Source organism: Devosia chinhatensis (assembly GCF_000969445.1).
Classification (GTDB): Bacteria; Pseudomonadota; Alphaproteobacteria; order Rhizobiales; family Devosiaceae; genus Devosia; species Devosia chinhatensis.
Map to the genome: position 1 here is coordinate 2,046,753 of NZ_JZEY01000054.1, position 20,897 is coordinate 2,067,649.

25 protein-coding genes are annotated in these 20,897 nt (G+C 62.3%); 12 read left to right on the forward strand and 13 right to left on the reverse strand.

The genetic code is table 11. The features are described 5' to 3' along the window. The first annotated feature begins 53 nt into the window (after positions 1–53). On the forward strand, positions 54–1,415 hold the full coding sequence (locus VE26_RS09870; protein WP_046104769.1) for an amidohydrolase family protein: 1,362 nt from the start codon (positions 54–56) through the stop codon (positions 1,413–1,415). 43 nt (positions 1,416–1,458) lie between these two features. Here VE26_RS09870 and arsH read toward each other — a convergent pair whose 3' ends face one another. The 6 genes from arsH to VE26_RS09900 form a co-directional block, all read right to left on the reverse strand. After that, complete coding sequence (arsH, locus tag VE26_RS09875; RefSeq protein ID WP_046104770.1) at positions 1,459–2,145, reverse strand: arsenical resistance protein ArsH; 687 nt, start codon at positions 2,143–2,145, stop codon at positions 1,459–1,461. Next, complete coding sequence (arsC, locus tag VE26_RS09880; RefSeq protein WP_046104771.1) at positions 2,138–2,560, reverse strand: arsenate reductase (glutaredoxin); 423 nt, start codon at positions 2,558–2,560, stop codon at positions 2,138–2,140. The genes arsH and arsC overlap by 8 nt, the downstream gene beginning before the upstream one ends. Then, complete coding sequence (gene arsB, locus VE26_RS09885; RefSeq protein WP_046104772.1) at positions 2,557–3,648, reverse strand: ACR3 family arsenite efflux transporter; 1,092 nt, start codon at positions 3,646–3,648, stop codon at positions 2,557–2,559. Before arsB ends, arsC begins: the two co-directional genes overlap by 4 nt. Positions 3,649–3,697: 49 nt before the next feature. Beyond that, on the reverse strand, positions 3,698–4,225 hold the full coding sequence (locus VE26_RS09890) for an arsenate reductase ArsC (RefSeq protein ID WP_046104773.1): 528 nt from the start codon (positions 4,223–4,225) through the stop codon (positions 3,698–3,700). Then, the gene (locus VE26_RS09895) at positions 4,218–4,574 is read right to left on the reverse strand and encodes an ArsR/SmtB family transcription factor (RefSeq protein WP_046104774.1); all 357 of its coding nucleotides are present in this window, start codon (positions 4,572–4,574) and stop codon (positions 4,218–4,220) included. Before VE26_RS09895 ends, VE26_RS09890 begins: the two co-directional genes overlap by 8 nt. Before the next feature lie 269 nt (positions 4,575–4,843). Further along, complete coding sequence (locus tag VE26_RS09900) at positions 4,844–5,671, reverse strand: hypothetical protein (protein WP_052715797.1); 828 nt, start codon at positions 5,669–5,671, stop codon at positions 4,844–4,846. Positions 5,672–5,899: 228 nt separating this feature from the next. Here VE26_RS09900 and VE26_RS09905 point away from each other — a divergent pair, with 228 nt between their 5' ends. From VE26_RS09905 to VE26_RS09920, 4 genes are all read left to right on the forward strand, one after another. After that, positions 5,900–6,844 carry a DUF2971 domain-containing protein gene (locus VE26_RS09905; protein WP_084620211.1) on the forward strand — a complete coding sequence of 315 codons (945 nt, stop codon included), beginning with the start codon at positions 5,900–5,902 and terminating at the stop codon, positions 6,842–6,844. A gap of 161 nt (positions 6,845–7,005) precedes the next feature. Beyond that, positions 7,006–7,710 (forward strand): phosphotransferase, encoded by a 705-nt coding sequence (locus VE26_RS09910; RefSeq protein ID WP_052715798.1) that lies wholly within the window; start codon positions 7,006–7,008, stop codon positions 7,708–7,710. 62 nt (positions 7,711–7,772) lie between these two features. Then, the gene (locus tag VE26_RS09915; RefSeq protein WP_046105230.1) at positions 7,773–8,258 is read left to right on the forward strand and encodes a DMT family transporter; all 486 of its coding nucleotides are present in this window, start codon (positions 7,773–7,775) and stop codon (positions 8,256–8,258) included. Between the two features lie 2 nt (positions 8,259–8,260). Continuing rightward, positions 8,261–8,683, forward strand: coding sequence for a DMT family transporter (locus tag VE26_RS09920; RefSeq protein ID WP_046104776.1), 423 nt, complete (start codon positions 8,261–8,263; stop codon positions 8,681–8,683). Positions 8,684–8,742: 59 nt separating this feature from the next. Here the strand turns inward: VE26_RS09920 and VE26_RS09925 are convergent, their stop codons facing one another. The 3 genes from VE26_RS09925 to VE26_RS09935 form a co-directional block, all read right to left on the reverse strand. After that, entirely contained in the window at positions 8,743–10,182 is a 1,440-nt protein-coding gene (locus tag VE26_RS09925) for an aldehyde dehydrogenase family protein (protein WP_046104777.1), read from the reverse strand. Between the two features lie 44 nt (positions 10,183–10,226). Further along, entirely contained in the window at positions 10,227–11,378 is a 1,152-nt protein-coding gene (locus tag VE26_RS09930; RefSeq protein WP_046104778.1) for a fumarylacetoacetate hydrolase family protein, read from the reverse strand. 74 nt (positions 11,379–11,452) lie between these two features. Continuing rightward, positions 11,453–11,947, reverse strand: coding sequence for a hypothetical protein (locus VE26_RS09935; protein ID WP_244465653.1), 495 nt, complete (start codon positions 11,945–11,947; stop codon positions 11,453–11,455). Positions 11,948–12,046: 99 nt separating this feature from the next. On the opposite strand from VE26_RS09935, the gene VE26_RS09940 reads away from it, so the two are divergent. Beyond that, the gene (locus VE26_RS09940) at positions 12,047–12,763 is read left to right on the forward strand and encodes an SIMPL domain-containing protein (protein ID WP_046104780.1); all 717 of its coding nucleotides are present in this window, start codon (positions 12,047–12,049) and stop codon (positions 12,761–12,763) included. A gap of 203 nt (positions 12,764–12,966) precedes the next feature. Here the strand turns inward: VE26_RS09940 and VE26_RS09945 are convergent, their stop codons facing one another. Beyond that, a complete protein-coding gene (locus VE26_RS09945) occupies positions 12,967–13,797 on the reverse strand; it encodes a sulfite exporter TauE/SafE family protein (protein ID WP_046105231.1) in 831 nt (276 codons plus the stop codon). Further along, a complete protein-coding gene (locus tag VE26_RS09950) occupies positions 13,797–14,219 on the reverse strand; it encodes a secondary thiamine-phosphate synthase enzyme YjbQ (RefSeq protein ID WP_046105232.1) in 423 nt (140 codons plus the stop codon). Before VE26_RS09950 ends, VE26_RS09945 begins: the two co-directional genes overlap by 1 nt. 254 nt (positions 14,220–14,473) lie before the next feature. Here VE26_RS09950 and VE26_RS09955 point away from each other — a divergent pair, with 254 nt between their 5' ends. The 6 genes from VE26_RS09955 to VE26_RS09980 all read left to right on the forward strand — a co-directional run bounded on the left by VE26_RS09955 (position 14,474) and on the right by VE26_RS09980 (position 20,314). Further along, a complete protein-coding gene (locus VE26_RS09955; protein WP_052715800.1) occupies positions 14,474–16,660 on the forward strand; it encodes an OmpA family protein in 2,187 nt (728 codons plus the stop codon). A 119-nt stretch (positions 16,661–16,779) separates the two neighbouring features. Further along, positions 16,780–17,295, forward strand: a complete 516-nt coding sequence (locus VE26_RS09960; protein ID WP_046104782.1) for a TIGR00645 family protein — start codon at positions 16,780–16,782, stop codon at positions 17,293–17,295. Between the two features lie 130 nt (positions 17,296–17,425). Then, positions 17,426–17,791, forward strand: a complete 366-nt coding sequence (locus VE26_RS09965; protein ID WP_152658790.1) for a hypothetical protein — start codon at positions 17,426–17,428, stop codon at positions 17,789–17,791. A gap of 145 nt (positions 17,792–17,936) precedes the next feature. After that, positions 17,937–18,620 (forward strand): tellurite resistance TerB family protein, encoded by a 684-nt coding sequence (locus VE26_RS09970; RefSeq protein ID WP_084620214.1) that lies wholly within the window; start codon positions 17,937–17,939, stop codon positions 18,618–18,620. 97 nt (positions 18,621–18,717) lie between these two features. Beyond that, positions 18,718–19,761, forward strand: a complete 1,044-nt coding sequence (locus VE26_RS09975) for an LLM class flavin-dependent oxidoreductase (RefSeq protein WP_046104783.1) — start codon at positions 18,718–18,720, stop codon at positions 19,759–19,761. After that, positions 19,712–20,314 (forward strand): uracil-DNA glycosylase family protein, encoded by a 603-nt coding sequence (locus VE26_RS09980; RefSeq protein ID WP_046104784.1) that lies wholly within the window; start codon positions 19,712–19,714, stop codon positions 20,312–20,314. The genes VE26_RS09975 and VE26_RS09980 overlap by 50 nt, the downstream gene beginning before the upstream one ends. On the opposite strand, the gene VE26_RS09985 is transcribed toward VE26_RS09980, so the two are convergent. Beyond that, a complete protein-coding gene (locus VE26_RS09985) occupies positions 20,295–20,516 on the reverse strand; it encodes a hypothetical protein (RefSeq protein ID WP_046104785.1) in 222 nt (73 codons plus the stop codon). The genes VE26_RS09980 and VE26_RS09985 overlap by 20 nt on opposite strands. A gap of 74 nt (positions 20,517–20,590) precedes the next feature. Next, positions 20,591–20,881 carry an HlyU family transcriptional regulator gene (locus VE26_RS09990; RefSeq protein ID WP_046104786.1) on the reverse strand — a complete coding sequence of 97 codons (291 nt, stop codon included), beginning with the start codon at positions 20,879–20,881 and terminating at the stop codon, positions 20,591–20,593. Positions 20,882–20,897 lie beyond the last annotated feature (16 nt).

Consider the following 20,897-nt stretch of genomic DNA (forward strand, 5'->3'; position numbering starts at 1 on the left):
TTCAGGTGGGGCGGCCTCCTGCCGCCCCCTTCTTGCGCGCAAAGGCAACTGGCATGGGCACGATCATCGAAGGGGCGGAAGGTCTCTTTACCGGACGACGCGAGGCGCCGCGCGCCAAAGGGGCAATCCGCTATGAAGCCGGCATCATCACCCATGTCGGGGACGTGGTCGCCGCGCCCGGTGATACCATCATCGATGCCAGCGGATGCGTCATCTATCCGGGCCTCGTCAATACGCATCACCATCTCGCCCAGAGCATGCTCAAGGCCATACCCGCTGCCATCGACCTGCCGGTGACCGAATGGCTGGTGGAAGTGCCCTATCGCTATTGGCGCAAGCTCGACGAGGCCACCTTTCGCCTCGCCGCTACCATCGGCATGGTCGAATTGCTGCTCTCGGGCGCCACCACCATTGCCGACCACCACTATATCTATTCGCCGGATCTCGGTTACGATCCGTCCGAAATCCTCTTCGAAATCGCCGCCAGTCTCGGGCTTCGCTTTGTGCTCTGCCGGGGCAGCGCCACACGCCCCAGCCGGCTCTCGGCCCAGGGCGCCGTGGGCGTGCCGGCCGAAACCATCGCCCAGACCTTGGACACCATTGCCGCTCTGGCCCAGCGCTTCCACCAATCGGGCCCGGGCAGCATGCGCAAGGTCGTGCTCGCCCCGACCAATCTCATCTGGTCGGTCGAACCACAGGACATCAGGGACCTCTCGCGCGAGGGTCGCGCCTTGGGCCTGCGCCTGCACAGCCATCTGTCCGAAGCGCCCGGAGACGTCGCTCATTGCCTTCAGACGCGGGGCCTGCGCCCGGTCCACTATGCCGCGCAGAACGACTTTGTGGGCGACGATGTCTGGTTTGCCCATCTCGTCCATGTCGACGATGCGGAACTGAACCTGCTGGTCGAGACCGGCACCGGCATGGCCCATTGCCCCCAATCCAATGCACGCCTGGGCTCGGGCATTGCCCCGGCGCCGAAACTTGCGGCCCTGGGCGGCCGGGTGACCATCGGCGTCGATGGCGCGGCCTCCAACGAAGCCGCCGACATGATCTCGGAAATGCACAGCGCCTGGCACCTGCACCGCACCGGCGGCCGGCCAGACGCGGTGCGCGTCGAAGACGTGGTCTCCTGGTCCAGCGTCAATGGCGCGCGCATGCTCGGCTTTGAGGATACGGGCAGTCTCGAGCCCAGCATGGCCGCCGACATTGCCGTCTTCGATCTCTCCCAGCCCCGCTATGCCGGCCTGCACGATCCCCTGATCGGGCCGGTCGTCAGCGCCGGATCGGCGCAGATGCGCCGGCTCGTCATCGCCGGCGCCGACATCGTGGTGGACGGCATCATACCAGGGCTCGATCTCGGAAATCTGGCCCGTGACGCGCGACGCGGCATTGCCCGGCTCATCGATCAGAATTGAGGGCGATGAGCCGGCGGGCAAAAGGTCGGCGCGCTGGGCCGATTTATTGCGCCGCCCTGGCCGCTGCTTCCTTCCGCTCGCTGTAGCGGGAGGTGAGATAGCCGGCAATGCCGCGATTGATCAGGGTGAATTTCACCAGCTCTTCCATGACGTCCACGACCCTGTCGTAATAGGAAGATGGCTTCATGCGCCCCGCCTCGTCGAATTCTTGGTAGGCTTTGGCGACAGAGGATTGGTTGGGGATGGTGACCATGCGCATCCAGCGTCCCAAAATACGCATCTGATTGACCGCATTGAACGATTGCGATCCCCCTGAGACCTGCATCACGGCCAGTGTCCGACCCTGGGTCGGCCGGATGGCGCCCCCGGGAAGCGGTATCCAGTCGATCTGCGACTTCATCACCGCGCTCATCGCACCATGTCGCTCGGGCGATGTCCAGACCTGGCCTTCCGACCACAGCATGGCCTCGCGCAGTTCCTGCACCTTGGGGTGGCTGTCGGGCGCATCATTGGGCAGGGGCAGCCCATTGGCATGGAAGATGCGAACCTCCGCACCGAACGCCTCGAGCAAACGCTGCGCCTCCAAGGTCAGGAACCGGCTGTAGGAGCGCTCCCGCAGCGAGCCATAGAGCATGAGGATGCGGGGCCTGTGCGTCGGCGCCGGACCGGTGAGACGGGCGAGGTCCGGTATCTCGAAGGCGCCCCCGACGATATTGGGCAGGTCAGACAACCCGCTTGCCTTCGCTGTCGATGATCACTTCGCCATCCTCTTTCGTGAACGGCCCGATATCGGGGTTTTCCAGAATGTCGAGCACCAGCTCCGAAGGCCGGCACAGGCGCGTGCCGATCGGCGTCTCCACCAGCGGCCGGTTGAGCAGCACCGGATGGGCTTCGATGGCATCGAGCAGCTCTTCATCGGTCTTGGCCGGGTCGGCTAGTCCGAGCGCCTCGAACGGGGTGTCCTTCTGGCGCAGGGCATCGCGCAGCGACAGGCCTGCGGCGGATACGAGGTCGCGGATACGCGCGCGGCTCGGCGGGGTCTTGAGATACTCGACCACGATGGGCTCGACCCCGGATTGCCGGATCATGGCCAGCGTGTTGCGCGAGGTGCCGCATTCGGGATTGTGATAGATGGTGACGGTCATGGCTGAGTTCCGATTGTCTGATGCTGAGGGGTCGCGCTCCTGGCCGGGAAATGCCTGCGCCCGAGCCAGAGGGCCAGGTGCACCAGCAGCACCAGCACCGGCACCTCGACCAGCGGCCCGATGACGGCGGCGAAGGCGACCGGCGAGGCCAGCCCGAACGTCGCGATGGCAACGGCAATCGCCAGTTCGAAATTGTTGCCTGCCGCCGTAAAGGCGATGGCCGTCGAGCGCGGGTAATCCCTGGCGATCCACTTGCCCATGAAAAAGCTCACGGTGAACTGGATCAGGAAATAGAGGGTCAGCGGCACCGCAATGAGCAGCGCATCGAACGGCAGCCGCACGATGTCGCCCCCCTTGAGGCTGAACATGGCGATGATGGTGAACAGCAGCGCCAGAAGCGTGATCGGGCTGATCCTGGGCAGGAATGTCTCTTCATACCATTGGTTGCCCTTGCTGCGGATCAGCACGCGCCGCGTGAGGAACCCGGCCAGAAACGGCACGCCCAGATAGATCAGCACCGCCTCGGTAATGGTCCAGAAGCCGACATCGATGACGCTCCCGTCCAGCCCGAACAGCGGCGGCAGCACCGCCAGGAACAGCCAGGCATAGGTGGAAAAGAACAGGATCTGGAAGATCGAGTTGAAGGCCACGAGCCCGGCGACATATTGGTTCGATCCGCCGGCCAGCTTGTTCCACACCAGCACCATGGCGATGCAGCGCGCCAGCCCGATCAGGATCAGCCCGGTCATGTATTCGGGGTGATCGCGCAGGAAGATCACGGCCAGGAGGAACATCAGCACCGGCCCGATGATCCAGTTCTGTACGAGCGACAGGGCCAGCACTTTCCTGTCGGAAAACACTTCGTGCAGGGCCTCGTATTTCACCTTGGCCAGCGGCGGATACATCATCAGGATGAGGCCGATGGCGATGGGAATATTGGTCGACCCCACCGACATGGAATTGAGCGCATCCGGCAGGCCGGGAACGACCGATCCCAGCACCACGCCCAACGCCATGGCCGCGAAAATCCAGAGCGTGAGGTAGCGATCGAGGAACGACAGGCGCGCAGGCGCCGGTGAGGCTGGCATGGTGATGGACCGTCTGTGTCTGCGGGAAAGGGGGCGGCGGGAAAGTCTTTCAGGCGACCCTGGAAGATCGGGTCGTCGTGCCGTCCATGGCGCCAATGCCCTCGAGCCGGGAATTGAGCGCCATGCGGTCGATGCTGGCCAGCGGCAGGTTGATGAACGCGCCGATCCGGTTGCGCAGATAACGCAGCGCATCGTCGAAGGCGGCACGCTGCTGGAAGTCCGGCCCGTCGACTGCCGCGGGGTCTTCGATGCCCCAATGCGCCGTCATCGGCTGCCCGGGCCAGACCGGACAGGCCTCCCCGGCAGCATTGTCGCAAACGGTGAAGATGAAATCCATTTTCGGCGCGCCGGGCACGGCGAACTCGTCCCAGGGCTTGGACCGCAGGCCCGCGGTCGAGATGCCGACCTTGGCCAGCGCGTCGAGGGTCATCGGATGCACTGATCCCTTGGGCGTGGACCCGGCCGAATAGGCGCGGAACCGCCCCTGGCCGACATGGTTGAGGATCGCCTCCCCCAGGATGGAACGGGCAGAATTTCCGGTGCAGAGAAACAGAACATTGTAGACGCGGTCAGGCATGGCGCGTTTCCTTTGCAGTGCAGCAGGGCGTGAATTCGGCGACGAGCGGCACGCACAGGTCCGGACGGCCGCCGCAGCAATCCTGCACGAGAAAGCTCGTGATTTCGCGCACCCGCTCGATCACCGCGCGGTAGACGATCGACCGGCTGTGCCGCTCGCTCTCGACCAGTCCGGCCCGCGTCAGGATGGCCAGATGCGAAGACATGGTGTTCTGGGGCACCTCCAGCCGCCGCGCAATTTCGCCCGCAGCCAGCCCCTCGGGCTCGTGCTCCATCAGCAGCCGAAACACCTCAAGCCGCGTCCCCTGCGACAGCGCCGCAAACACATCGATCGCCTGTGAAGATTCCATATTTCGAGGTTTATCGATTTATAGGGGTGCCGTCAAGGATGGGGGACATGCTTCACCGCAGCCGAATATGAGCTCAAGGCTCACCGCCCAGTGAGCACATGGAGCGGAGCGCTGCTCTGGGGTGGGTTGCGGACTGTCCGTAAATGGCCTGTCCGACCCAAAATGCAGACGTTGATCGCTTCTTGGGCTTTTTGGTGTTAGCAACAATGTGGGAGGACGGGGCCACATCTATCATGGCCACCTGCTGATAGGGCAGTCAGAAGCAGTTTCTATTCCCTATTTGCCCAGCTGATCAGTTCCTCGGTCACCTTGACTGGACGAGATTGATACAGCTCTGAGATTGCCCGCAGGCGATTGATCGTCCCGACATCGACCTCCGCTTCCACATCGAAATCCGTTTTGAGGTGAAGCTTCGTTTGTTTCCACTGCTTCAATGCGTAGGCGGCAAGGTCCTCTCGCGTCGAAATCAGAAACGGATCTTCAATATTCGGCGGAATCTGACGAAACTGAGCGAAGCGTGCGCTGTAACCTTCGTTATCGCGGATGGGACTTCCGAACTCCGCGTCTATTTTCGCGCGAGCAGCTGTCTTTCCTTTTTCGGCGGCTAGCCTGAGATTGTTAATTTCCGGCATCGCCATGTCGAACAGAAAGTAATCGTCCATGACCTTTTTCACATCCGTCAGGTCGACTTTCTGGCCCAATTCGTTGTGCTTGCTTACCAGATCATCGAACAGTTTCCAGTTGCTTGCCCAATCCACACCTCTGGCAAAACGGCCGGCCTGTACCTTCCCGAGAACCACTTCCCGCGTGTAGATGGAAACGACGTCACGCAGGCGTTCGATTAGGCCGGCAGCTTCCCTTTGCTTGTCCTCCCAAAGTTCGGCCTCGAAACCCAAGCCCTTGAAGCGTTTGAACCTCGCGACATTGGCATAGATGAAGCTCAGGAAAGCCAAGCCGAAAACGGCGGAGCCTTCTGGGATCCTTGCCCGCAAGATCAAGTAGAAGCTGATGGTGAGGAACGCTAACCCGACAGCCGCGAAGAGAACGCGCTCCCAATTGTCAAGCAACCACGGCCTGGACTTCATATCGGTTCCCATGATGCTCTCCGGGTACTGAGGTTGCGGTATCAAATAGGGCAGACGCCATCACCTGCGTGTGGGCTACTGGATTACACAAAAGACCCAGTCCACTTGGGTCGGGTTTCGTTGCCGCTCTTTCCCATAATCTGCAAACGGCTCTTAGTGGAAGTCCACGCTCGGCTGGATGGCGTATCATCAGGCGCCCTGCGATAGTAGGCGGAATGCGCCGATTCCCTCCGAGAAAAAATGGCTAGCATGCATCCAACATCCCCGCATCCGTTCACTCCCGAAGACTTCAAGATGTCAGAGAATCCGCCAGCGGTACTCTATAAGTATCTGGTGGCGGACCGTGTCTCCGACGTTCTTGATGCAGGGATGGTGCGCTTCACTCACCTTTTAGACACAAATGACTCGTTCGAGGTCCGAAAAACGTTCAGGCGTTTTGCCGGACCCAAACTCAATGAATTGATAATGAGGGCAGCGTCAGAAGCGCTCACCCCCGAATACGTCGACCAGCAAATTCAAGAAAATTTGGCGAAGGCCGGAGTGAAACTTCCAACGGCCCTCGTCCGACAAGTGCTCGAGCAGCGCTTCGGAATGTCGGTAAAAGAGTTGATGAAATCCCATTTGGGAATGTTGGTAGGCTCATTTTCCGGCGGTCTTGACGCAGTCAAGTCACCGGAGGAGTTCCTTATGGAGATTGGTTCAATTCTCCTGTGCTTCTCTCTTTCAGAGCGCTGGGATATTGCCACGATGTGGGCGCACTACGCAGGAAATCACACAGGCCTAGTGATAGCGTTTGATACGAACCATCCTTGGTTCAAAAGTGACAGCGACCCCAGCAAATCGAAACTGCAGAAGATCAAATATCTCGACGAACAAAACAACGAGCTGTTCGATGACCTCCAGGCAGCGCTTTCTTCAAAAGCCACCGATTGGTCATACGAACGGGAATGGCGGATTAATTGCTCGATGAAACAGATCGAAAAGTCCATTGATGTTGGCGTCGACAAGATCCACCTGCGTTCCTTCCCAGCTGAAAGCGTTAGCTCGGTGATTTTGGGAGCTAAGGCATCTAGCGACACCTTTGATCTCGTTCGCGATGTGCTCAAACAGAGGTATCCCGATGCTCGGCTGCAACGAGCAAATCCGCAAAGAATGGCCGGCACTTTCGTGCTGGATGACGCTTAAGTCGGAAACGCCCGAAATATTGGAGATCGCCAAAGGCATTCGCCTAGCGCCCGACCAACGGCAGCTTTCGAGATGCTGAATGTCGAGCCTGACTGACCGCAACGGGGTCGCTACCTGCCCCCGCTCTTGCCAAGACCCGTTATCTCCGGCGTAATGCTCCCATGACGGAGCGTGAACATCCCCTGCCCGGCGGCCAGGTCAACAGCGTCGTGCGCATTGGCGACACCGTGCGCCGCGCCACGAAACGCGACATGAGCCTGCAGCACGCGCTCTTTGCGCATCTGGCTGCAAAAGGTTTTGCCGGCGCGCCGCGCTTTCTCGGCCATGACGAAGAGGGTCGGGAAATACTGACCTACCTGCCCGGCGAGGTCTTTTACGACAAGGACGATTTCAGCGACGCCCAGCTTGTCGCGGCGGCCCGCCTCCTGCGCGCCTATCACGATGCCACCCTCGATTTTCCACCCGTGCGCGCGGCCGGAGCCGAAATCCTCTGCCACAATGACTGGACCCCGGCCAATACGACCTGCCTCGACGGCCTGCCCTCGGGCATGATCGACTTCGATACCGCCGCCCCCGGCACCCGTCTCTGGGACCTGACCTATTCGGCATGGATGTGGCTCGGCCTTGGCGAACCGGTCTGGAGCCCGCAGCACCAGCGGCGCCGCCTTGTTCTCTTCGTCTCCGCCTATGATCACCCCAGCTGCACGCCGGCGCTCGTTGCCGCGTGCCTGCCCGCCCGCCAGGCCGGCCGCATTCGCTTCGCGCGCGCCCAGGGGCTCCCCGCCGCGCTCGCCTGGGCCGAAAACGCCCTCGACTGGACGCTGGGCAATATCACCGGCCATTTCCATCCCGACGGACTGGACTGATCCGGCAGCATCGCCGCGGCAGCCATGCTAGGCTCGGCCCGTTCATGCCCGAGTCGATTGCCATGTCTTCATTTTCCCCGCAGCGCCCCCGGCCGCTGCATCTGCTCGCCGCCTTTGCCTCCGGCGGCCTTCTCACCTTCGCGGTCTATATCAATGCCGAGGCCGGCCGCTATGGCGGCGCCCTCTATTCCTCGTGGCTGGCCCATGGCACCGGCACCATTGCCTGCATCCTGGTGCTGGCGCTCCTCTGGTTCCGCGACCGCCCGGCCGTGACCGCCCTTGCCAACCGCGCCCCGCTCTGGGCCTATCTCGGCGGCATTTCCGGCGCCGCCACCGTCATGCTGACCTCCACCGCCGTCAACACGCCCCTGGCGCTGGCCGGCACGCTGTCGCTGGGTCTGGCCGGTCAGGTGGTCTTCAGCCTCGCCGCCGACCAATGGGGCCTGTTCGGCTTGCCGCGTCGGCGGCTCACCCTGCGTGATGCCGGCGCCGTCATCCTCATCACCGCCGGCAGCCTGCTCATCATCTTCGTGGGCATGGGAAGTTAGCCATGATGCTCTTTGTCACCTATGCCATCGTCGCCGGCGCCCTGGTCGGCCTCAGCCGCCAGCTCAATGGCCGTCTGGCCATGTCCACCACCCCGCTGGTCGCCTCCTTCTTCAACCACATCGTCGGCTTTCTCTTCCTCACCCTCCTTGGCCTCGTCCTGGGCAATCTCATCCTGCCCGGCGCGGGCGATGCGCCCTGGTGGGTCTATCTGGGCGGTCCGCTCGGGGTCGTTTTCGTCACGGCCGGCTCCTGGCTCATCCCGCGCATCGGCGCGGTCAATTCCGCGCTGCTGGTCATTGGTGGCCAGATGGTGTCGGGGGTGCTTTTCGATCTGGTGCGCGGCGCCCCGATGACATTTTGGGCCAGCGCGCTCGGCGTTGCGCTGATTTTAGCCGGAGTGGCCCTGACGCAGCGCTCGAAGTGAACAGTCTGCTAACGAAAACGGGGCCCGTGAGGGCCCCGCGCTAACCTTTGGCAATCGGCTTAGCCGGCTGCGGTATAGGCCGTTTTGACGATGGTGAAGAACTCGGCCGCATACTTGCCCTGCTCGCGCGGACCATAGCTCGAGCCCTTGCGGCCACCGAACGGCACGTGGAAATCCACCCCTGCCGTGGGCACGTTGACCATCACCATGCCGGCTTCCGAATTGCGCTTGAAATGCGTCGCATACTTGAGAGAAGTCGTTACAATACCGGCACTTAGGCCGAATTCTGTATCGTTCGCCGTGGCCAGCGCTTCCTCGTAATCCTTCACCTTGATCACCGCCGCGACCGGCCCGAAGATCTCCTCGCGGGCAATGCGCATCTGGTTGGTGGCGCCGGTGAACAGCGTGGGCTGCAGGAAATAGCCCTCGGTATCCTTCTTCACCCGGTCGCCGCCAGCCGCCAGGGTCGCGCCCTCGCCCTTGCCGATCTCGATGTAATCGGTGTCCTGCTTGAGCTGGCCCGGATCGACCACCGGGCCGATTTCCGTATCTTTTTCAAGGGCATGGCCGACGCGCAGCTTGGCCGTACGCTCGGCCAGGGCAGCCACGAACTGGTCGTGGATACCCTCGGTGACGATCACGCGGCTCGACGCCGTGCAGCGCTGGCCGGTCGAGAAAAACGCAGACTGTGCAACGCTTTCCACCGCAACCTTGAGGTCGGCATCGTCCAGGACGATGGTCGGGTTCTTGCCCCCCATTTCCAGCTGGAACTTGCGACCAACCTTGATCGAGGCCTCGGCCACCCGCTTGCCCGTACCCACCGAGCCGGTAAAGCTGACGGCATGCACATCGGGGCTGTCGAGCAGCGTCTGCCCCACGACCGAACCCTTGCCCATGACCAGGTTCAGCACGCCCTTGGGCAGGCCGGCCCGCACGAGAATGTCGACGATTGCCCAGGTCGAGCCCGGCACGAGATCGGCCGGCTTGATCACGACCGTATTGCCATAGGCCAGCGCCGGCGCGATCTTCCAGGCCGGAATGGCGATGGGGAAGTTCCAGGGCGTGATGATGCCGATGACACCCACCGGCTCGCGGGTGATTTCCACACCAACGCCCGGACGCACCGAGGCGAGCACTTCGCCGGTAAGGCGCAGCACTTCTCCCGCAAAGAAGTCAAAAATCTGAGCGGCACGAGTGACTTCGCCGATGCCCTCGGCAAGGGTCTTGCCTTCCTCCCGGCTCAGGAGTTCGCCCAATTCCTGCTTGCGCGCCAGGATTTCCTGGCTGGTCTTGGACAGGATGGCATGGCGCTCGAGAATACCTGAGCGCGACCAGGCCGGGAAAGCGGCCTTGGCGGCGGCGATGGCCTGCTTGGTTTCCTCAGCCGTGGCGCGCGCATAGACACCCACCACTTCGCTGATATTGGACGGGTTGATGTTCTCGATGCCATCAGACCCCACCCACTCGCCGTCGATGAGGTTCTTGTGCAATTCGGTCATGTCGATGCCTTTCGGTGGAGCGCGCCTGGGGGAAAGCGCCGGAGCTAGAGGAGGTTGGCGCGAGCCAGGTCGCGCAGCAAATGACTGGCGCCATAGGTCCATGGCGCACATTTGGTAGATAGGTTCACGCGATTGGAAAGTGTACCCAGGCTCGGTGTCGATATGGAGACGATGTCACCGATCTTGTGGGTAAAGCCCTTGCCGGCCCCGTCGCGGTCCTGCACCGGCGCGAACATCGTGCCGAGATAGAGCACCAGCCCGTCCGGATATTGGTGGTGATCGCCAATCGTGGCGGCGACCAGGGATTCGGGCGTGCGGGAGATCTCGGCCATGTTCGAGCGGCCATCCAGAACGAAACCGTCTTCGCCTTCGACGCGCAGCGCGATTTCGGCCTGCTTGACGGTTTCGAGCGAGAAATCACCGTCGAACAACCGGACGAACGGGCCCAGCGATGCCGAGGCATTGTTGTCCTTGGCCTTGCCAAGCAACAATGCGGACCGGCCTTCCACGTCACGCAGATTGACGTCATTGCCCAGCGTGGCACCGATGATCTCGCCCTTGCTTGTCACCAGCAGCGCCACTTCCGGCTCGGGATTGTTCCAGGTCGATACCGGATGCAGCCCGACATCGGCGCCGTGGCCCACCGCGCTCATCGGCTGGGCCTTCGTGAAGATTTCGGCGTCTGGACCGATGCCCACTTCAAGATACTGGCTCCAGACGCCCTTTTCGATCAGGGCGGCCTTGACCTTGGCGGCGTCTTCCGAGCCGGGAACCAGCTGGCTGAGATCGGTGCCCACCAGCGCCAGGATGTCACCGCGCAACGCCTCGGCGCGTGCTTTGTCGCCGCGCGCCTGCTCCTCGATCACCCGCTCCAGCAGGGACACCACGAAGGTAACGCCCGAGGCCTTAATGGCCTGCAGGTCGATCGGCGCGAGGAGACGGGGAGCCGCTCCATCCGATTGTGCGGCGAGCGCATCGGCCAGCAGAGCGTCAAGCGAACCGACAGCGTCGCCCTTTGCGTTCTTCACATAGTCGGCGGCGTGCCCGCTCTCGGCAATGTCGCGAACCGTGGCTCGCCCAGGCGCTGTGATATCGACCAATTGGCCGTCGCGAACCGTCACCACCCGGGGGTGATCAAAACCCGGCAGCAGGGCGCGACCAATCAGGACGCCGTCAGGAATATGATTGCTGGTCATGGTCGTCCCCGCTTTTCTCAGGGCCTGTGACTAGCCTACCCCCACCGCCATGTGCAAGCCGCGATGACCTTAAATCATACTTTTTGACGAGAGCCCGGCACCGACATCGCTGCCAATTTCTGGAGATAGGCAACGAATTCGGGGTCCTCTCCGGGCAGGTGCACGTCCATGGCCGCTCGGAAATCTTCCCTCCGGCACCATTCGACCATCCAGTCCTCCCATGAGCGCCAGCGCCGCAATTCCGCGCCGCGCATAGCGTCGCGATAGGTCAGAATGTAAGCCCGCTCGAACAGGGAGATGAGAATGCCCAGCAAGGCGAACTTGCGCATCTTCTGCTCGTCGTCGAGCCCGTGCGTCGCATTGGGATCGAGCAGGCGCAGGTCGGCATTGTCGAGCGCAAGCTTGAGGAACGAAACATATTCGTCAGTGAGGTGGAGATAGGTCTCCTCCTCCTCCTGCGACCGCTGCTTGAACCGATCGAGCACATAAAAGGCGATCGCCAAGGGCAGGCCGATTACAGTGACTACATAACTGGCTGTTTCCCACATCATCCCGCTCGCGCTGTTCACAGGCTAACTCTGCCGTTCAAGTCTGGTTCATCTGCGCCGCAATAAGGACGCATTAGGCCGGGAAATGTCCCCCGGTAAGTGCACAACAAGGAGTTTGCCATGCGCGCCCTCAGCGTCCTCGCCCCACTTGCCCTTCTGGCCACTACGCTGCCGGCCTTTGCTGGCGATATCACCATTGAAGGGCGTGGCGAAGTGCGTGCCGCCCCCGATATGGCGACCATCAGTTCGGGTGTGACCACTCAGGGCGCCACGGCCCGTGAGGCGCTCGATGCGAATACCGAGGCAATGAGCGAACTGATCGCCGCGCTCAAGGATGCCGGCATCGAGTCCCGCGACATCCAGACCTCGGGCTTCTCGGTCAATCCGAACTATGTCTATTCCGACGCGCGAGACGAGCTCGGCTATACCCTGCCGCCGCGCATCAACGGCTATCAGGTCGCAAATTCGGTGACCGTGGTCGTCCGCGATCTCGAAGAACTCGGGGCCATTCTCGACAAATCGGTCACTGTCGGCGCCAATACCGTCAACGGCGTTACCTTCTCGGTCGCCGATCCTTCCCAATTGCTCGATGAAGCCCGCCGCGCCGCGTTTGCCGATGCCCGGACGCGCGCCGAACTTTATGCTGACGTCGCCGGTGCGCAGCTGGGCGCTCTTGAATCCATCACCGAGCGGCAGGATTTCAATGGCCCTCAGCCCTATCCGATGTATGCAAGGGCAGAAGCCCAGGCGGCCGCGGATGTGCCCGTCGAGGCCGGCGAAATGACCTTTGCCATCACCGTCAACGTGGCCTGGAATTTGGACGAGACCGCCGACTAATCCACAACAGCTTCGCGGGTCGCCATGTTTTGGCCAAACCCGAAAGGCCAATCGCACGTTGTTACATCGGTGGCGGACTGACGACTGAGGTCTGCCACCATGTTCCCGGATCCCCTCCCTGAGGGGGCTTGGGCGGTGGGGACGGTTCCACCGTAGTCAACTCCGTCCCCACCAACCGCCTTTCTGGCGCCCTGCGGCCAGTATCAGCCGCCGATCACCTTCCAGAGCATGTTGAGCCCAACCGCGACCAGGAAAATCGCGAAGATGTATTTGAGCGTCTTCTGATCCAGTTTGTGCGCCAGCGCGGCGCCCACCGGCGCAAGGGCGGCTGCCAGCACGCCCACCAGCACCAGCGCCGGCAGGTTGATATACCCGATGCTGGCCGGCGGCAGGCCATCCACGCTCCACCCCGAAATCAGGAAGCCCGCGGTGCCGGACAGGGCAATGGCGACGCCAATCGCCGCCGATGTGCCAACCGCATTGTGCATGCTGCGCCCGAACGCGACCAGCGTCGGCACGGTCAGCGATCCCCCGCCAATGCCCATCAGCGAGGACAGATAGCCCACGACGAACGCGGAGAGCCGATGCACCCATGCTGCATCCTTGAGGTGCCCCATCAGTCGGGTCTGGAACCCGAAGACGATATTGGCCGCGATGACGAAGGCCAGCACGGCAAAGACAATGCGCAGGACGTCGCCGGAGAAGAGGCCCGCCATGAGACCGCCGATGAAGGTGCCTGCGACGATGAAGGGCACCCAGAGCCGCAGCACCTGTCCGTCCAGCGCACCGCGCTTGGCATGGGCACGGGCACTCATAATTCCGGTGGGAATGATGATCGCCAGCGACGTGCCCACCGCGACATGCTGTACCACTTCCGCGTCATAGCCCATGAGCAGCAGCGAATTGGCGAGCGCCGGGACGATGACGGCCCCTCCCCCGATCCCCAGCAGCCCTGCGGCCACGCCCGACACCATGCCGGTAACCACCATGGCCAGCATGAACGGCCAGTAACTGGCCAGCATCGCCAGATCCATCATTTTTCTCCGATAAGGTGCAGCACGACGTCCCGCTGATGTGGGCGACGGCGATGCTCGAAAAGGTAAAGGCCCTGCCAGGTACCCAGTGCCAGTCTGCCCTCGACGACAGGAATGCCAATGGACGTCTGGGTCAGGGCAGACTTGATATGTGCCGGCATGTCGTCCGGACCTTCGGTCGTATGCACCAGCCAGTCCATCCCCTCCGGCACCAGCCTTCGAAAAAACCCGTTGAGATCGGTCTGCACGTCTGGATCGGCATTTTCCTGGATCAGCAGCGAACAGGAGGTGTGGCGCACAAAGACAGTGAGGAGGCCGGTGGCGATGGCGCTGCGTGAAACCAGCTGGCGTACGGACGACGTCATCTCGTAAAGACCCTGGCCGCGCGTTTCGAGCCTGACGATGTCGGTTATTTGCTCCATGTCCTCGCCTACCACGATTGCCGCGAGCTTGGGGAGCCGGATCGGCACCTTTGCGTCCAGTGCCCCAATCCCGCCAGAAACACGACGGGGTCATAAATGCCCAGCGAGCGCGGGAACCATGCCCAAGTCCCGGCGTTCCGGCCTTTGCGGGGCTGCTGCGCGTCTTCGCGGATCGTTTTCGCCCATTCAGGATGGGTTCAGGAAACACCAACGATGCTCGGCAGACGTGTGGAAAACACAAAAGGAATAACAAGATGAGCCTTAAGACCTGGCTGCTCGCCGGAACAAGCATTGGCTTCATGGCCCTTGCGCCGCTGTCAGCACTGGCCCAGGACGCCGAACTTCGCGCGGCCTATGACGCCTATCTGAGCGCCGAAGCCTCTGGCGATGCTGCGGCACTGGATGCTGCGCGCACCGAGCTGACCGAGCTTTGCATTGTTGGCGGTTTCTCCAGTGTGGACGAGTGTATTGCTGCCATGAATGCGGCAACCGCCCCTGCTCCCGCACCGGAGCCGGAACCGGAAGTGCGCGAACCCGCGCCGGAGCCGGTCGTTGAAGAACCCGCCCCACAGCCCGAGGCCGCTCCTGTCGAGCCCGAGGCCGCTCCTGTTGAGCCCGAGCCTGCTCCCGTAGCCGAGGAACCCGCCCCTCGCGCACCGGCTGAGCCCGTTGTCGAGCCTGCCCCTGAGCCGGTTGTCGAAGACGTTGCTCCCGCTCAGGTCGAAGAGCCCGCTCCCGAACAGCCGGTCGTGGAAGAAGGTGTCGCCGAGGAACCCGCCCCGCGCGCGCCGGCCGAGGCCGAACAGCCCGCTCCTGAGCAGCCTGCCGCTGAACAGCCTGCCGCATCCGACGTTGATTACGGCAGCCTCCTGGCCGAACAGGTCGCCATCTATGAGGATGCGGTGGCCGAACTGCTCTCCGGTGGTGATCCCGCCGCGGTGCAGGCCCGCATCGATGCTGCACGCGCCGAGATTTCCGCACTCTGTGCCGAAGCCGGCCAGCCCGATGTCAACGCCTGTCTCGCCGAGTATGGTCTCGCCTTGCCGGCAGTGCCGGCGCTCGATCAGCCGCGCGCGCCCGCCGAGGAAGCCGTTGAGGCTCCTGCCGCTGAAGCGCCTGTAGGCGAGCAGCGTCCGCCGGCTGAGGAAGTGACCTCGGATGGCGAAATTGCCGAGCCGATCGAAACGCTGCCCGAAGGTGTGAGCGCCGAGCAGATCGCGCCGGTCCTCGACAGCGCCAAGGACATGGATTTTGCCGTCGAGAGCGGTGCCGAGACCCCGGCTGAAGCTGAAGTCACGGTCGAGGAAATGGAGGCCGAGCCCGTCGTAGCTGCGCCTGCTTCCGATGAAGAAGCCCAGTCCGAGCTGTTGCGCGCCTTTGCAGCCGAGCCGATCGCTTCGGTGACCGCCGAGGAAGGCCAGACCATCCAGGCCACCGAGTCGACGACCATCAACCAGACGGTCGTGAACAACTACATCACCAACATCACCAACAACGTGACCAACGTCGATAACTCGACCAATGTGACGCAGAACAATATTGGTCAGCAGAACAATGTGACCGTGGTTGAGGCGCCCGTGGTTCAGACGAGCACTGGCGACGCCATCGCGCAGGTCATCCTGCAGGTTGGCACCCAGCTGATCGTTAACTCGATCGGTCAGGATACCGACCGCTTCTACAATCCCGATCAGGACGAGATTTTCTACGAAAACCTGTCCAATGGCCGCGTGCGCGAAGTGATCACCCGTCCCGACGGGACCCAGATCGTCACCGTTCGTAACCGGAACGGCGACATCCTGCGTCGCTCGCGCATCGACCCCAATGGGCGTGAATATGTGCTGGCCTACTTTGATGACCGCTACGGTGAACAGCTCGACACCTGGTACGATCCGGGTCGCGACCTGCCCCCGCTGCGCCTCAACATTCCGGTTCGCGACTACGTGCTGGATGCGCGCTATGCCAACGAACAGGAACTTGAGCGCTTCTTTGCCCAGCCGCCGGTCGAACAGATCGCCCGCACCTACTCGATCGACGAAGTCAAGCGCTCTGCACGTCTGCGCGACAGCGTCCGTAAGCTCGAAGTCGGTAACCTGACCTTCGATACCGGCGCTGCCACCATCGGCCGCGATCAGGTCAGCTCGCTGTCCAGCGTCGCCAACGCCATGCTGGCCCTGCTGCAGCGTAACCCGAACGAAACCTTCCTGATCGAAGGCCATACCGACGCGGTGGGTTCGGATATCTCCAACCTCAGACTGTCGGACAATCGTGCGGCAACTGTGGCTCGCGTACTGACTGACTTCTATGGCGTTCCGCCGGAAAACCTGGCCACCCAGGGTTATGGCGAGCGTTACCTCAAGATCCGCACCGAGGCGGCCGAGCGCGAAAACCGTCGCGTTACCATCCGCCGCATCACCCCGCTGGTCACGATCGCCAGCAACTAAGCGGCATCGACGCAAGCTCTCGAAAGGCCGGGCCCTCTGCCCGGCCTTTTTCTTATCTGCGCCTATCTTGCAGGGGGCAACGGACCTGGTAAATCTCGGCGGCTTGGTCGGAGCCCTTCATGAAGAACCTCGAGATTTTCGTCGAACGCATCATCCTGGCGTCGCGCTGGCTGCTCGTGGCGTTCTATATCGGCCTTGGCCTCGCCCTGGGGCTCTATGCGGTCACGTTCTTCGTCAAGCTCTGGGACTTCGCCAGTCACCTGTTCGACCTCGACGAGACCGAAACCATTCTCAAGATCTTGGGCCTGATCGACGCGGCGCTGATTGCCAGCCTTGTGGTCATGGTGATCATCTCGGGCTACGAAAACTTCGTGTCGCGCTTCGACAACGAGGGAGAAGTCCACTGGCTGGGCCAGATCGATGCCGGATCGCTCAAGATCAAGGTGGCCTCGACCATTGTGGCCATATCGTCCATCCACCTGTTGCAGATCTTCCTCAACGTGCCGACCTACACCAACGAGCAGATCATGTGGTACACGATCCTGCATCTGACCTTCATTGTCTCGGCGCTTTTCCTGGCGCTGATAGATAAAATCTCGAAAAAGCCACAAAAGAACGACGGCCCGTCGCTGTAAGCGGGCTCACAAATCCTTGATTCTAATTTGTAAATTTCCGTCTGGAAAGCGTTCGCTCGCTTTTCACGTTTGCGGGAACTCTCCGTCACAGCCAGCGTTTCTTAGCCAGCGTGAAACAAAGGAGCAAATGATGGCTACCCCAGAACGCGATACTGTCTACACCAATGACGGCAACCGCACCGTCTATACCCGTGAGAGCAATGGTACCGGCTGGTTTGTCGGCATCATCGTTGCTCTGGCCCTGCTGGCAATCGGCTACCTGGTGTTCTCGGCCAATTCCGGCCCCGCCACCACGGTTGACGTCAACAGCACTCCTGCTGTGACCAGCACCGACCCGGCTCTGGCTCCGGCTCCCATGACGGAAACGCCGGCACCGGCAGCTCCGGAAGCCGCCCCGATGACCGAGGCTCCGGCAGTTGAGACCGCTCCGGCAGTTCCGGCCGAAACCCCGGCTGGCGCTGGCACCGAGACGGCTCCGGTCGCTCCGGGCGTCTAATATCTAGCCTCCCCTCCAGCCTTGGCCCCTCCCTCCAAGGCCTGAAGAAGACCCCGGCGCCCCCCGGGGTCTTTCTTTTTGTGAGAGACCCTTTTCAAAGCCGCCCACCCTTCCCATCTCCGCTCAAAGCACAACGGGAGTAGACATGTTCAACATCGACCAGATCCTCAAGTCCTTGCAGACCGACGACAACACCAGGCGCACGGCCGTCACAGGTGCCGCCGGTCTGGCTGCGGGCATGTTGTTGTCGGGCGGCAAGCCGGGCAAGCTTTTGGGCAATGCGGTCAAGGTCGGTGCCATGGCAGCGGTGGGTGGGCTCGCCTACAAAGCTTGGCAGAACTATCAGCAGGGCCAGTCCAGCTCTGCCCCGCCGCCCAGCGAGGACGCCTTTATTCCCGCTCCGGAAAGTGCTGGCCATGAAGAGCTCGGCAAGACCCTGGTGCGCGCCATGATCGCCGCGGCCAAGGCCGACGGACGCATCGACGCAACCGAAAAGGACGCCATTTTCGATCGCTTGAAGACCATGCCGCTTTCCGCCGAGGAAAAGGCTTGGGTTTTTGACGAACTTTCATCCCCGCTGGACATCAACGCCGTCGTGGCGCGTGCCGATACCCCCGAGCACGCAGCCGAGATCTACGCAGCGTCGCTGGTGGCCATCAGCGCCGATACGCCTGCCGAACAGGCCTATCTCGAAGCGCTTGCGGCCAAGCTAAAGCTCGATCCAGCCCTTGTCGCCGAAATCCACAGGACCGCCGGTGAAAAGGCTCCGCAGCCCGCTCCGGTCCCCACCTCGCCGTTCGCCTACACGCCCAACGCCAATAATGTCTGATCGGGATACCGCGCGGCTCCGGCCGTGCGGTATCACCCATGTGCGTTCTTGAAGCGGGCGGCCGAGCCGTCCACTTCTGCCGGCAAGGAGACATCACATGGAACTGGGACTTTATTCCTTCGCCGAAAACACCCCCGATCCGCTGAACGGCAATCGCGTCCAGGCTCCGGCTGAGCGGCTGCGCGACCTGCTCGAAGAGATCGAGCTTGCCGATCAGCTCGGCTTGTCCTTTTACGGCCTCGGCGAACACCACCGCGCCGATTACGTCGCGTCCGCGCCGGTAACGATTCTTGCCGCCGCTGCCGCCCGCACCAAATCGATCCGCCTCTCGACTGCCGTCACGGTGCTCAGCTCGGAAGACCCGATCCGGGTCTGGCAGCAATTTGCCACGCTCGACCTCATCAGCAACGGCCGTGCCGAGATCATGGCTGGCCGCGGCTCGTTCATCGAGAGCTTCCCGCTCTTTGGTCTCGATCTCAACGATTACGATGACCTGTTCGAGGAAAAGCTCGAAATGCTGCTCAATATCCGCAAGGGCGGCAAGGTCGCCTGGCCAGGCAGCACGCACACCAGGCCCATTCCAGGCCTCGACATCTATCCCAAGCCAATCCAGGAGCCCCTGCCGCTTTGGATCGCCGTCGGCGGCACGCCCAATTCCGTTGCTCGCGCCGCTTATTACGGCCTGCCCCTGATGATCGCCATCATCGGCGGCCGGCCCCGCCAGTTCCAGCCGCTCACCGAACTCTATCGCCAGACGGGAGAAAAGGCCGGCCATACGCCATCCAGCCTCCGGCTCGGCATTTCGGGTCACGGCTTCATCGCGGAAAACAGCCAGGATGCGCGCGACATTGCCTTTCCGGCCCATAACGCGACCATGAGTCGGATCGGCGCCGAACGCGGTTGGCCACCGGGCACCCGCGCTCAATTCGATGCAGGCACGACTGCCGAGGGGGCCTATTACATCGGCTCCCCGCAGGAAGTGATCGACAAGATCCTCATGCAGCACGAATGGTTCGGCCATGATCGCTTCGGCTTGCAACTCAGCGTCGGCACCCTGCCCCACGACAAGGTCATGAAGGCGATCGAGCTCTATGGTACCGTCGTTAAACCCGCCGTGGACAAGGCTTTGGCCGGAGCCTGATCGGGCGCTATATCGCAAGTGGGTCGCGCGCCGCCGGGCGCTCGACCTCCCAGGTTACGCCAGCTTTGCCGATGTGGGGCTGGATGGCGAATGGACCACGCCCTACCATCTGGCCGCCTGCGCCCATGACGGGCCGGTCCTCGTGACTTACAATTATCTCGACGCGCCATCGGCGAAGCGCGACCGGGACGTTCTATCCCGGCTGGGCTATCTGCCCGACATGGCCTTCAACCGCGTGCTTGATCTTGCGCTCGCCCAGGCCGAAACGATGCGGGCCGAGCTTTACGTTACCCACGCCTTCCACATGCTGCCCGCCACCCGTTCCGCAGCGATCGCGAGCAAAGACGTCGATACGTCCTTCGACATTATCGGTCGGCATGAATGCGAAGGGCGCCGGGTCATCGCCTTGGGTGAAGTCGCCGCCCGGACCTGTCGACGCCACAATATCGCGCACCGGGCCGTGCCTCATCCAAGTGCGCGCGGCACCAGCTTCGCAAACCGCGCAGGCCTTCTCGCAGAGGCGCTGCGCGAGCTTACTTGCCGGAGCGCTTGATCGACTTGATCGCGAGGGGCGGCACGCCCGACTTCTCGGAAATGGCCCGGTCCTGATCCATGATAGCCGTGCGGGCGGGCTCGTCGCCATCCAGGCCACCGAGCAGGCTGGCATCCACCTTGCGGTTGGAGCGTTGAGTGCCGTCTTCATAGACGACGTCGAACATGACGAATTCGGAACGAGCGGTCGGTTTCCTGGCCATTTCAATGGTCCTTTCAAAACAGAACCGCGAGCCGGGCCGGCTCGCGGTCGATAATCATTCATTTGGTGTCGGGCTTAGCGGTAGATGCCGTTGCCCTGTTCATCCACGATCTGGCGACCCTTGGAAAGCGCCAGCGCGATGAGGTCATCGACCGAGCTCATCCGGTCGGCGCGAATGAAGCGGTAGCTCTTCGTCTCGCCGTCGATTTCTTTTTCGATGAGGCCTGCCAGCTGCAGCTCGCTGCCGGCTTTCATCTCGATCGCCTTGATCTGGAAGCCCTTGTAGCTTTCCTCTCCGAGCACCTTGTCGCCCTGCGGCTCCTGGCTCGCGCTTCCGCCGCCAAACAGCTTCTTGAAAAACGACATGGCTGTCTCCTCGTGT